We start from the raw sequence: 12466 nt of genomic DNA, 5'->3' as shown, positions 1-12466 counted from the left end.
ATCGTGCTTGGCGCGCGCGGCTCGGCTGACTGGCGCGAGCGTGCGGTATCGCTCGCCCCGTAGTTTCAAACCGGTGCCAGGCACGAGCGAAGTGCTTGAGTCAGCTTGCGATTGCTGGCCTGTTGCGATGCCTTGGGGACAATCTCGGGGACAAGGCAGCGCCTTCTGTGCGTGCATACATGCCACTTCGCATCCACTGATCACGCGGACGCGAGCGCGCCTTGCGCGCTAGTCGTCGCATCATGGTGGCGATCTCGCGATAGCCGAGCGCGCGCAGCAGCTCCTCGGCCTCAAGCAGGCCTTCTCGGGGAAGGTCGACGACCGAGAGCAGGATTTCGCTCGCCGCGACCTCGTCAACGCCTTCATCCCGGCAACACGCGGTCACGTAGGCGATGGCCTCGGCCAAATTCCTGAACGGCGACGGCTCACCGTCGACAGGCGGAGGGCCTTGCGTGGCTGTGTATTGGCGCAACTGCGCAGCGCCTTCCCGGACGAGTTTGCGCCGATCAGTCATGTTCGATCACGCGAGGCACGGGCTGGCGCAGCGGTGGCGAAGGCTCGTTGCCCAGCATTGCCTGTGCGGCCCTGAAGGTCTGCACGAACGAATCCGGGTTCAAGCCGTGGGTGACATCGAGATGGATGTCTTTCGGAAGCAAGCCGGCAACCACGCGGACAAACTGCGCGGGCTCTTCCGTGGCACAACGGCGCAACGCCTCGATGCCGCTCTCGTCCCAGACCGTGCGCAGGTCGTCGAGAAATTGGGTGCTCAGCAAGTTGCGGCTGCCAGGCTTGCGACCAGGGCCGCCATTTGAGCCGGTTACAAATCGGCCCTTGCGGTCTCGCTCGATGACGTCGGTGTCGCTCATGTTCGCGAAGCTACGCCTGCGCGTGCATCGCGCCAAGGCGCGTGTGACGCGGTCGCGCAAATATATTCAGGGAGTCGCCGAGGAAGTGCCTCGGTGTTCTCCAGCGTGACGGAGACCCGTCGAAGACGGAGTCGAGGTCACGCTCTGTGACATAACGCGTGACAGACTCTATCCACATAAAGAACGCGCGGGCGAAAGCCCGCGCTCCTAGTTCCTAGTTCTATAGTTCTCTTCGCTATAGCGAAGTTTTAGTGAGCTTTTCGTGAGCTTTTCCGGCTGTGACAAACTTCACTGGAGCGAAGTTTTGTCACGTCACAAAAGTTCACTGGAGCGAAGTTTTCAGAACGGGATTTCGTCGTCGGCAGGATCGGGCGTCCCAACGTCCAGCATTGTTGTTGTCGGGGCCGCCCTGGTCTCGAACTGTTCGCGGCGCGCGGTACGCACCGCTGCCTCGCTGCGCTGGAACTGCTCGATCTCCTCGGGACTACCGATCAGCCAATAGGTGTTGGAATAGCCACGTCCCTGCTGCCCGGCCCTCTTCCGAATGTGACCGCCTTCAGCCAGCTCATTGGCCAGCCTGTGGACATAGCCGACCGAGGTGTCGAGGTCGGCGGCCAGCGTGTCCAGCGAGACGAAGCAGCTCCCGGAGTCCTTGTCCGCGTATCGTGCCATGGCGAACAGGACCTGAAATGGCCCCGGCTTCAGGATGGCCATCTTCGTTGCCAGCCATTCCATGATGCCCTTCTGCGTCCACCGGCTCGGGCTTGAGGCCTTCGACCGCTTCTCGACCTCGATGTTTGTCGTGGTCGCCTTACCCGCGCCGTTCAATGCGGGATGCGGAATGATGACGGCGCTGCTGCTCGCGGTGATGTCGATCACGATGACGCCCCCTTGTCGATGGAAGGGCCATCGTTGATGGCAATGGCTGAAGATGATTGCGCCGGGGCGCGCGGTTCGGTATTCCGAAGACTGCTGCAACAACCTACCGAATTCGAGAACCCCGACGCGGTGGCGACCGCGCTCGGGGTTTTCATTTTCCTGCATCCTCCAGCATCCGCTCAAGTGCGATCACGGGCACCCGCAGGCTCCTGCCGATCCTGATGGTCGGCAGCTCGCCGCGCCGCGCGGCGGCGTAAGCGGCGTCTCGTTCCAAGTTGAAATAGGTCTTGCCGGCCTCGGGCACGGTCAGCGTCTTAGCCGGGTGGCCTTCTGGCGTTGGGCTCTGCTTCTGCATCTTCGATTACTCCACTCCCCCGGCGAGATGAGCGCGCCGGTTGCTCTAGGTATGAGTGTGTTGTGATGCGTCGTCAAGAACTGACCCCGGTTGGGGACAATTGTGTCCCCTACGAAATTGTGGTACTTCAGCGGGACTCGTTGAAGGAAGGAGACTCATGGCAGCTAAACCGACCGAAGTTGTCGCCGTCAAAGTGCGGATACGCGAGAAGACCCGCCGCCTATTGGAGGCGGCGGCCAACAAAGAAGGGCACGGTTCGGTTAACCGTGAGATCGAGCGGCGTCTGGAGCGCTCATTCATGGATGAGGCGATGTCCGCCGTCATCGACATCACGGCCGCGAAGACGGCTCGCGAGTTCTCAAGCGCCATTAGAGACCTCGTCACCGATCTAATGAGCGACAAGGCCGGCGAGTTCGACAAGATCGCCCAGGCGATCGAGCGAATAGATCGGACGCTGAAACTTCACGAAGTCATACTGACGAAGGGGAACGAGAATGGCACGAAGGCGAAGTAAACGAGGGCACGGCGAAGGGTCCATTGAGGAGCGCAGTGGCGTATTCCGCTTGCGCTACCGCATCAATGGCAAGATGCAGTCGCAGACCATGCCAGAAGGCACGACACGTGCCGAGGCGCGCACGAAGCTGACCGAACTGGTCGACGCCCGCAACAAGGGCAACGCCGTCGAGACCAGCAAGTTGACCGTCGCGCAATGGTTCGAGCGCTGGATTGAGTTGGGCGCACCGGGGCGGCGGCGCGAACGGGTCGGCCAACGGACGTTGGAGCGGTACGAAGAATTGCTGCGCGTGCATGTCACCCCGAAAGTCGGCGACAAGCTACTGCAGAAGCTTCGGTCGACCGACATCGACGACATCTACGCCGGTCTGGAGGACGTGATCGCTCCCAGAACGGCGCGGCACGTCCACAGCGTGTTCAATGCCAGCCTCGGCACCGCATTGCGAACCGGTCTCATCGCCGCCAATCCGATGGAAAAGGTAGTGCGTATCCCGAGGCCCGACGCCAAGCCGGTCGTTGCCGATATCGACGATGATGACGGGGATCAGGAGTTTGACGATCACAGCGAGGGTTTGACCGAGGCCGAATTGGCCACGCTCGTTGAGGGCTTCAGGCCATCCGGCCTCTATCCCATCGTCGCTCTCGCCGCCTCAACGGGGGCACGCCGGAACGAGTTGCTGGCCCTGCGCTGGGCTGATCTCGATGTCGAGAAGAAGACTCTCGATATCCGCCGCGCCTTGGACCGAAGCGCTCCGACTGAGAAGTTCAAGCTCGCGTTCAAGCCGCCGAAGACAGCGCGCGGCCGTCGCACCGTTGACCTCGACGATGCCACCATTGAAATGCTGCTTGGCGAGAAGCGGCGGCTGCAGCGGCTCGTCGCTGGCATTCCGGACGGCGTCGATGTCGACCTGTCGCTGGTTAAGCTCCCCGCGAAAGCGCTGATGTTCCCGGCGGTGCCCGACACTGGCAATGCGCTCGTCCTTACCGCCCCCCGCGTTCCGCGCAACGTCAGCAAGGAATTCCGGCGACGTGCCGACCTGCTCAAGTTCGGGATCAAGCTCCACACCCTGCGCGGCATCCACGCAACAGCCCTCCTCGATGCTGGCATGCCCGTCGATCTCGTCGCCCAGCGCATCGGCGACGACCCGGCCGTGGTGCTCCGGAACTACTCGAAGCGGAAGCGGAGCAAGGACGCGAAAGAACGGCTTGCGAACACCCTCACCGCGCTGGCGGCGAGTTTTCTCAAGTCCTGAAGTTCGTTTGTCCCCGAATTGTCCCCAAAACCACTTCCGTTCGCATTGCGTTCGGCCCCGCCCTACGGTAAGTGCCTGACTTTCCTGATCCGGAAGGGTGGCCGAGTGGTTTAAGGCACCGGTCTTGAAAACCGGCGTGCCCGCAAGGGTACCGTGGGTTCGAATCCCACCCCTTCCGCCAGTACACTGTTCTCCGTTGTTCTCCACGTCCATCCTCTGCACGACGTTGATAACGCAATCAGTCAAAAAGCTACGGTTGGAATCCACGGTTATTGATTTGATCGCTCAGACTTCCGCATCTGCTTGCTAGACGGCAATTTTTGAAGTGGCCGCCGCCAGTTCGGCGAGCTCGGACTCGGCCTCCAGAATACCCTGCGCTACGGCACTCTCAAACCAATACCGGGCCTCGCGAACGTTCCGTGGTTCCGCAGCTCCTGATCGCAGATAGCGCCCGAGCATGAGCTGCGCGTGGCCGTGCCCCAGTTCGGCGGCGGCTCGAAACCAGTGCGCGGCTCTAGCCCGGTCGATCGCGGCGCCATGACCTCCACTGTGGATCGCGCCAAGCGCGAACATCGCGCCGCTATGTCCCTTTTCGGCTGCTTGCTCACAGAGCTTGATTGCCTTCCCGACGTCCGTCTGGCCGCCGCGGCCGTTGACCAGCATTTCGGCCAGGGCCGCCTGACCGTCCGCGTTACCGGCCTCGGCGGCAAGCGCAAACCATTCGCGTGCGGCTTTCAGGTCTGCCTGGACACCACGGCCTTCGCTCAACAGCCGACCAAGCATGAATTGGGCTTCCGGCAGGCCCTCTGCCGCCCGCCGCAGCCAAATAGCAGCTTGTTGCTCGTCTCGCTCCGCGCCCACCCCCTGAAGCAAGCAGACTCCAAGATTGAAGGCCGCGGCGAGGTCGCCACCGGCGGCAGTTTTCCTGAACCAGTCGGTCACCGGGGGCCGCCCACCGGGCATAGCGAGACCCGCGAGTAGCTGTTGAGCGAGAGCGATCTGGGCGCTGCTGTCTCCAGCATCCGCCGCTGCGTGCAACCACCTGGCGGCCTCTTCGGCGTCGGTGGGCACTCCCGCGCCAGTCATATAAAACGAGCTCAGGGAGCGAGCCGCGGTTGCGCTGCCGGCCTCCGCGGCGCGCCGGTACCAGTTCGCAGCTTCAGCGTAGTTCGGCGGCATCGCGCCGCCCTTGGTGTAGAGATCGCCGATCATCTCGGCCGCGCGAGCATCTCCCGCGAGCGCAGCGCGTCTCAACCAGGATTCTCCGAGTACCGGATCCGGGGTCACGGTCCTGCCTTCGATCAGGGCTGCTCCCCATTTCATCTGGGCGGTGCGGTGCCCGAGTTCTGCGGCCTTTCGAAAATGCTCGGCGGCACTGGCTGGATCTTTCTCGATGCCGGTTCCCTCTTCGGCGAGAACGCCGAACATGTAGAGAGCCGACGGAATCCCCGTGGCGGCAGCGGCGCGAATATGCTCGGCGATCTCCGACTTGCGTTCCGAGAGCCTGACGTCACCGGCTAGCGTCAGCGCGTAACCGAGGTGGCCCTGCGCGCAGCCGCCGGAAGCCGAACGTTGATAGCAGTCGCGCGCCTCGTCCAGATTGCGCAGATGCTCCGGACCATAGGTCAAGACATAGCCGAGCAAGGCCAAGCCTTCCGCCGAGCCAGCATGTGCCGCCATATGAGCCCATTTGTGCGCAGCTTCGAAATCGGGGGCCGCGCTGCTGGCGACATTCGTTGCAGGCGCAGAAAAGAGCCGCGCTGCGCCCTCGCCGGCGCTCGTCTCCGGAGCGGACGCCAGCCCCTGCACGAGTAGCGCCGCGAGCAAACATTGGGCCTCGACGCTGCCATGCAAAGCTGCCTGCTCCAGCCAGCGCACAGCCTCGGCAGGGCTGTAAGGCACACCTGATCCCTGCAGGTAGAGCCGGCCGATCTGATATGCAGCCTCGGGCAAGCCCGCCTGGGCGGCCTGCGCGAGCAGTGGCAGAGCTTCCGTGAACTGCTCTTTCTCGAGCAACCCCAGGCCGCGACGCAACGCGGCCGCTGGCGAGGCTTTGCCGATCAGTCGATCAAACAGCATATGCAAACCGCTTTGTCGTTCGTCGCAGACTGTAAGGTTCAGGGCTCCCGCATCGCCTCCTGGGTCACCGGCAGCATCAGTCCGAGCAGATATTTGAGGACTGTGCGTTGCCCAACCTTGATGTCCGCAGTCACGGGCATGCCAGGCACCAGCTTAAAGCCCGCAGGCACGTCGTGCAAAGCCATCCGGTCGAGGCTGATCCGGCCGCGATAGAATGGCTCCGTCGTCGCGGCTGCGGGAATTGCGCTCGTCGGATTACGCGCTTCAGCCTGCGCATTGAAGGCATCGGGGCTCACCACGCGGACGGTACCATCCGCCATGCCGTATTGCGAATACGGAAAGGTATCGAATTTAATCGCGACCGGATCGTTGACGTGGACGAAGCCGTTATCCCGGCCCGGAATGTTGGCTTCCACTTCAAGCGGCGCATCCGTGGGCACCAGCGTGATGAATTGCTGTCCCGATTGCATCACCGATCCGACCGATACTTTCGAGACGGCCTGGACGATTGCATCCACATTGCTGCGGAGCTCGACCAGTTTCCGGCGCAGCTTCGCCTTGGCTACAAGCTCGCGGGTGTTCGCCGCCTTGACCGAACTCTCCTGCAGCTTCTGCGACGTTTCGGCCTTCCAGCCGCGGATGAAGCCATCCCGTTCGGAGGCAAGCGCAGATTGGTCGCGCTTGGCGCCCTCGCCGGTCGCGACGGCGTTAGCGAGAGCGCGCTCCATTTCCACGCGGGTATCCTTGGCGATCAGCGAGTTCAACCGGCTGCCGGTCTGGGTCGCCTCCAGCTTCCTGCGCATGTCCTCGATGCTCTGCGCGACATCGAGACGTTCGCGATAGCCGGCCGCGTCCGAGTTCGAGCGGGCGATCACCGAATCGAGCTCCTTGAGCTTCTGATCGTAATTCTGCAGTTTCAGATCGAACTGCGCATGGCGGTGCTCGAAGATCGAGGCCTGCAGCATCCAATGCGGATCGCTGCCGTCAAACTTGAACGCTTGGCCATCCGCTTCGGCACGCAACCGCGCGACTTCAGCGTCGAGGCTGCTGGCCTGATCTTCGAGCGCGACGAGGTCGGCTTCCGCAAACGTCGGATCAAGCCTGGCGAGCACGTCGCCGGCATGCACGCGTTGTCCCTCCCGCACGTCGATCGACCGCACGATCGAGGTCTCGAGCGGCTGTACCAGAATTGTTGGCGCCTCGGAGACGACGATCCCTCGCGCGGAAACCACCTGATCCACCGGCAACACGCCGGCGATCACGATCAAGGCAAATACCATGCTGGCCACCAGCCAGACCATGTGCTGCGCCGAGCGTGGGATCGGGGTGTTGATGATGGCCGTCGAGGGTTGCTGAAACTCGAGGATAATGGGCAGGGTCGGATCATTTTTCCGCGAACCGAACAGGGTCGGCAATGACGGCGTATGGACGTCGCTCATTGATCTGGTGCCCCCGTGACCAATCGCGGCGCCGCGCTCGGCTTTGGCGCCGTGATATGACGATTTTGCTGATTCCAGAGCTGGCGGTAGATCGCACAACGCTCCACCAGGACGTCATGCCTGCCGCAATCGACGATACGACCCTGGTCTAACACCAGGATCTGATCGCAATCGACCAGAGACGACAGCCGATGCGAAACGATGATCATGGAGCGGCCGGTTGCGATCCGCTCCAGGTTGGCGGTGACCACCGCTTCACTTTCCGGATCGAGAGCACTCGTTGCCTCATCCAGAATGAGAATGCGTGGGTCGGTGATCAGGGCGCGCGCGATCGCAAGACGCTGACGCTGGCCGCCCGACAGGTTGGGCGAACCTTCCTCGATGTAGGTATCGAAGCCGTTCGGCATCCGCTCGATGAACTCTTCCGCGCCGGCGAGCCGCGCGGCGTAGACGGCGTCCGACAGCGTTAGGCCGGGGCGCCCCGCGATGATGTTGTCGCGGATCGAACCGCGAAACAAAAAGTTCTCCTGCAGCACGACGCCCAGGCTCTGGCGCAGATGGCGCAGATCTACATCACGCAAATCGACGCCGTCGATCTTCACGAAGCCCTTGTAGTCGCGATTGATCCCTTGCAGCAGACGGGTAATCGTCGACTTGCCGGAGCCGCTGCGTCCAACAATTCCGAGCGTCGTTCCGGCCGGCATCGCGAAGGTAACACGGTCCAGCGCCGGCACAGTCGTGTTGCTGTAGGTGAAGGTAACGTCCAGAAACGAAATTTCGCCGGCGAATTTTGGCCGCAGCCCGGCCGATCGCGCATTGCTCTCGGTCGGCCGGTTGAGCACCGACGCCGCCTCGCCAATGGCCGCACCGATCTCCTCGTATTCCTCGATCAAGCGCGCCAGCCCGACAAGCGGCTGCGCCGCCCGACCGGACAGCATCAAGAAAGCGAACAGGCCTCCAACCATGTAGCCGGACGGATCGTTCATGGCGATGTAGGCACCCAGCATCACGGTGCCGATAACCATGATGCGCTCGATCGGCGTCACCAGGGTCTGAGGCCAGTTCGAAAGCTTGCTGAACGCGAGCTGCCATTTGCCGACCTCGGCAATCCGCTCGTCCCACAACGACCGGCGCTGCGGTTCGAGCGCCAGGGCCTTGACCGTCTTGATGCCGACGATGGTCTCGCCCAGCGTGGCCGACTTCCATGTCTCGGCCGCGGTCACTCGGGAATACATCTCGCGCATCGGCTTGAGGTAAGCCAGAATGATCAGCAGGATCATGAAGGCGCAACCGAGCACGATGCTGGCCAGAATCGGGCTCAGGTAAAACAGGAACGGCAGCAGAACGCAGAGCGTCATCAGATCCAGGAATGTGGTCAGCAGCCGTCCGGTCAGGAACTGCCGCACTTTGTAGACCTGGGCTATGCGAAACATGGTCTCGCCCGCAGGATGTCTCTCAAAATAGTCGAGCGGCAAGCGCAACAGCCGATTGAAGACGTGCAGATTGAGCCGCGCATCAAGACGCGCGCCGACCACCGCGATGATCAGTCGGCGGGCATGCCCCAGGATCGCCTCGTACACCACGACCACCGCCATCACCGTGGCCAGCAGGATCAAGGTCGAGGTGCTGTGGAATTGCAGCACCTTGTTCACCATCGTCATCACCAGCAGCGGAGGGAAAATGGTGAGGAAGCTGATGGTGACGGAAGCTATTCCGATGTCGCGCAGCGATCGATGTTCCTGCAGCACCAGCTCCGACAACCAGCGTAAGCTGAACGGCGCGTCGGCCGCGACGTGTCCGCGATTGGCGCGTACCAGGATCGCCTCACCCTCCCAGACCTGGGCGAGGCGCAACTCATCAACCGCGACAGGCCGTGCCTCCGGCGGGGCGCCGGGGTCTCGCATCAGGAGGACGCGTTGCTCGGCATTGACGCCGACCATCAGCCCGGCGCTGCCATCCTTGAACAGCAGGACCACCGGTTCGTCGCTGCTCATGCGCAGCAAGTTGCGCCAGCCGGTGCGAATGGCGCGTGACCACAGCCCCGCGCTTTGCGCCCACTCCGACATCGACGCGGCCGATGGGAGCGATTGTGATGCGTCACCTCTGAACTCGTTGACGTCGAGTTCGACGCCGTGGTGACGCGCCACCTGGATCAACGCCTGCAAGCGAACCTGGCGCAGCGGGTTTGAGCCGCCATCGGCGGCCTCGCTCGGCGCGGCGGGACCGATCTTCAGAACTGTTTGCCCCGTCTTGTCGACGCCCGGCTCCCGTGCCGATCCGCCGGAAGCCTCCTTTGTCCACCCAGAAACGAAAAGGGAGGCGCGCCGCGCGATCTGCGGCCTTATCCCCGCGAACGCCGCGACCACACGGCAAGTGGCGAACTCGGCCAGGTGACGTAGCCGGGGAACAACGCGTGTCCAGGCGTCGCGAGCTGCCCGGCCAAGCTCACGCCTGCCCTTACGCGGGGCGAAAGACCGCAGTTGCGGCGGCCGCGATGGCGTTTGGTCCGCCTGCTTCGAGCCGTGCCGAGCACGCTTCGCCGGCGGGGCTTGCGCAATTCTTGCTTCCGTGAGCGCGACTGTCGCAATTTTGAACTGAGCTTCTCGCCGGCCGAATGACGACGCCTCAGCGCGTGCGTTGGCCTCGACCTGCATCACCGCTTCGTCAAATGCGCGCGCCTCCGCTTCGGCCTCTTCGCGTGTAAGGTCGTGGCGTTCCAGCAGACGATTGGCGAGCAACGACCGGCCGCGACAATAGAGGTCATGTCGCCCTGCTTCGTCGCCAGGGCTCAAGCCGGAAATAGCCTTTTGCAGCAAGCGAACAAATTTGTTTTCGCCTGCCTGGTCGCTTCCACTACCTGGGCCGGCCAATATAAAGCTCCAATCGAAATATGCGGTATTTTTTCATTATGCCTCGGCGAAATCAACGTTTTTGAGCCGGATCGACTCTGGAAATCCGGTGTTTGGTTTACGTCACGCGCCCAGATCTCGCCGCGCTAGGCGAGCCCAAACAATTGTTCCAGACGAGACGGCAATGCTCCGCCCGCCCCTATTTCCGCGCAGCTTCGTTTCCAACGCGCGAGATAGGCATCAATCGGAAGCGAGCTGCGTTCCGGCCAGCGATTGAGCGCGCCGATATCCTCGATACAAGCGCGATCGCTCTCGTAGACGGCTAGGATGCCCTGAATTGCCGGCCCGCGCGAAACCGACTGCCCTGCTTCGAGCTGCTCCCGGTTTGCATGCAGCCACGATGCTGCGTTTTCGGACGAAGCCGCGGAACTATTCGGCTCGTCGGGCCGAAGCAGGTCGACCCGGTATTTCCGGATCGCGCCGGCAAAGGCTTGATCGTCGGCAAACGGCGGCGATCGTTCCCAACTGTCTGCGAGCAGCCGGAGCCCATGAATGGAAAACGTCTCGACCAAGGCTTCTTCAAGCCATTGGGTCGGCAGCTGCGGTTTTGCCGAGAATTGCCAGCTGTTGGCGAACACATGCCCGAGCTCGTGGCCGAACTGATAGGCAGTCTTGCACCAGTCGGCCGCCCCGACGTTCAAGATGATCGAAGCAGCCTGCGGCTGATCGCGATGCAGCCAGACGGCGGGCGGGCCCTGATGATGGTTCTCGATCAACAACTTTGCGGGCTGACAATCGGACAACAGGCGAAGCTTGCCGAGATTGACGGCCCTGACGCGCGTCAACACGCGCAACGTCGCCTCGCCGTAACTCCAATCGCCGAGCAACTGGATCGGCACGGTCAGCAGATTCCTCGTGCTTGCACGCGCGGACACGGTGCTCCCGCCAGCAACAAGTGTTGCCGTAGTCAGCTTCAAGAAGCGACGCCGGCCCATTGCGCTCGAACCTAACATCATCTGGCTGACCAGGAACGGGCGCCGCAGCGCCCGTTCCGCTCTCCTCGCAACCGCTAAGAGTCGTGCTTCGGCATATGGTCGATCCACCCGGGCCGCTCGTCGACCTGGCCGACATAGGCAGTGCCGCTGCTGTGGTTCGGATCGTTCGCCGAGCCTGTGCTCGACTGATTGATCCTGGCCAGCAGAGCCTCGGCCAAGCTCTTGATGGTGGTCAGATCCGCCACCAGTTGCTTGCCGCCCGCGGCTTGCTCGAGGGAATGGACGACCTGGTCCAGTTCCGCCAGCTGCGTCTGCAGGAACATTGCCTTCAACGGGCCGACGGCACTGTTGTGGTCGATCGACGTCGTCAGCGTCGAGTCGTGACCACCATCGTGCGAGCCAGTGTCGCCATGCCCGCCGGTGTCACCGGTCGCTCCGGTTGCGCCCGTCGCTCCGGTGGCACCAGTCGAACCCGTCGCGCCAGTCGCTCCGGTCGCACCCGTGCTACCCGTTGCGCCTGTCGAACCCGTCGCTCCTGTGCTTCCAGTGGCTCCCGCTCCGCCCCTCGGCGGATCGAGCGTCCACACCGTGTAGGTGTGAGCGTCGTAGGTTGCGGTACCGCTATTGGAATAGAAGCCGGCACCAACCTGGTTGCTGCTGTCGATGGTCACCCGCCCACCATCGAACGTCAGCTGACCACTGCCATTCCAGGTCGGCACGGTGGCACCAACACCTCCGATGCTGTCGCCAGCATCGAAGTGTTCGACAGACGGGTTCTTGCCCGCATTGCTCGACACCTGGAGGAGATCGACGCTGTTGACGGTTCCTGACGCCATATTGATCGTCAGACCGCCGTTGTTCGTTCCCTCGATCACGAGCGTTGCGTTATAGAGATCGACCGTTCCGGACAAGTTGCTGCCTGTCAGGATCAACGTCTCGTTCGCAGCAACGATCTCAGCGCCGCCGGTCGGACCATTCGCGGTCACGACATGCTCCCCTGATGGCCCGGTTGCTCCCGTCGCTCCGGTTGCTCCCGTTGCTCCAGTCGACCCGGTCGCACCGGTTGAGCCCGTGGCGCCCTTCGGTCCTGTGGCCCCCGTTGCACCGGTAGCTCCGGTGCTGCCGGTTGCGCCGGTGGCTCCCGTCGCGCCCGTCGCTCCGGACGAACCGGTTGCCCCGGTCGAGCCGGTGGCACCCTTCGGGCCTGTGGCTCCCGTTGCACCGGTAGCTCCGGTGCT

At 62.9% G+C, this 12466-nt stretch carries 11 protein-coding genes and 1 tRNA gene; 3 read left to right on the top strand and 9 right to left on the bottom strand.

The features are described 5' to 3' along the window. Positions 1-100 precede the first annotated feature (100 nt). The 4 genes from QMZ05_RS24535 to QMZ05_RS24520 form a co-directional block, all read right to left on the bottom strand. Positions 101-514 (bottom strand): hypothetical protein, encoded by a 414-nt coding sequence (locus QMZ05_RS24535; protein ID WP_353703076.1) that lies wholly within the window; start codon positions 512-514, stop codon positions 101-103. Next, positions 507-866: a hypothetical protein gene (locus QMZ05_RS24530; RefSeq protein ID WP_353703075.1), complete on the bottom strand. Its 360-nt coding sequence runs from the start codon at positions 864-866 to the stop codon at positions 507-509. Before QMZ05_RS24530 ends, QMZ05_RS24535 begins: the two co-directional genes overlap by 8 nt. A 339-nt stretch (positions 867-1205) precedes the next feature. Next, a complete protein-coding gene (locus QMZ05_RS24525) occupies positions 1206-1910 on the bottom strand; it encodes a hypothetical protein (protein WP_353703074.1) in 705 nt (234 codons plus the stop codon). After that, the gene (locus QMZ05_RS24520; RefSeq protein WP_353703073.1) at positions 1897-2100 is read right to left on the bottom strand and encodes a helix-turn-helix domain-containing protein; all 204 of its coding nucleotides are present in this window, start codon (positions 2098-2100) and stop codon (positions 1897-1899) included. Before QMZ05_RS24520 ends, QMZ05_RS24525 begins: the two co-directional genes overlap by 14 nt. Positions 2101-2257: 157 nt before the next feature. On the opposite strand from QMZ05_RS24520, the gene QMZ05_RS24515 reads away from it, so the two are divergent. The 3 genes from QMZ05_RS24515 (at position 2258) to QMZ05_RS24505 (ending at position 4047) form a co-directional block, all read left to right on the top strand. Continuing rightward, positions 2258-2614: a hypothetical protein gene (locus tag QMZ05_RS24515; RefSeq protein WP_353703072.1), complete on the top strand. Its 357-nt coding sequence runs from the start codon at positions 2258-2260 to the stop codon at positions 2612-2614. Between the two features lie 49 nt (positions 2615-2663). Beyond that, complete coding sequence (locus QMZ05_RS24510; protein ID WP_353703071.1) at positions 2664-3866, top strand: site-specific integrase; 1203 nt, start codon at positions 2664-2666, stop codon at positions 3864-3866. Positions 3867-3957: 91 nt separating this feature from the next. Continuing rightward, a tRNA-Ser gene (locus tag QMZ05_RS24505) sits at positions 3958-4047 on the top strand. A 125-nt stretch (positions 4048-4172) separates the two neighbouring features. Here the strand turns inward: QMZ05_RS24505 and QMZ05_RS24500 are convergent. The 5 genes from QMZ05_RS24500 to QMZ05_RS24480 form a co-directional block, all read right to left on the bottom strand. Continuing rightward, a complete protein-coding gene (locus tag QMZ05_RS24500; protein WP_353703070.1) occupies positions 4173-5945 on the bottom strand; it encodes an SEL1-like repeat protein in 1773 nt (590 codons plus the stop codon). Between the two features lie 38 nt (positions 5946-5983). Further along, entirely contained in the window at positions 5984-7384 is a 1401-nt protein-coding gene (locus tag QMZ05_RS24495; protein ID WP_353703069.1) for an HlyD family type I secretion periplasmic adaptor subunit, read from the bottom strand. Next, positions 7381-10254 carry a peptidase domain-containing ABC transporter gene (locus QMZ05_RS24490; RefSeq protein ID WP_353703068.1) on the bottom strand — a complete coding sequence of 958 codons (2874 nt, stop codon included), beginning with the start codon at positions 10252-10254 and terminating at the stop codon, positions 7381-7383. The genes QMZ05_RS24495 and QMZ05_RS24490 overlap by 4 nt, the downstream gene beginning before the upstream one ends. A gap of 125 nt (positions 10255-10379) precedes the next feature. After that, on the bottom strand, positions 10380-11210 hold the full coding sequence (locus QMZ05_RS24485) for a hypothetical protein (protein ID WP_353703067.1): 831 nt from the start codon (positions 11208-11210) through the stop codon (positions 10380-10382). A 92-nt stretch (positions 11211-11302) separates the two neighbouring features. Then, positions 11303-12214 carry a hypothetical protein gene (locus QMZ05_RS24480; RefSeq protein ID WP_353703066.1) on the bottom strand — a complete coding sequence of 304 codons (912 nt, stop codon included), beginning with the start codon at positions 12212-12214 and terminating at the stop codon, positions 11303-11305. Positions 12215-12466: the final 252 nt, after the last annotated feature.

Origin of the sequence: Bradyrhizobium sp. INPA03-11B (genome assembly GCF_040446015.1) — a bacterium.
In the GTDB taxonomy this organism is placed as follows: Bacteria; Pseudomonadota; Alphaproteobacteria; order Rhizobiales; family Xanthobacteraceae; genus Bradyrhizobium; species Bradyrhizobium macuxiense_A.
This window is presented reverse-complemented; position numbering and strand designations above follow the sequence as displayed.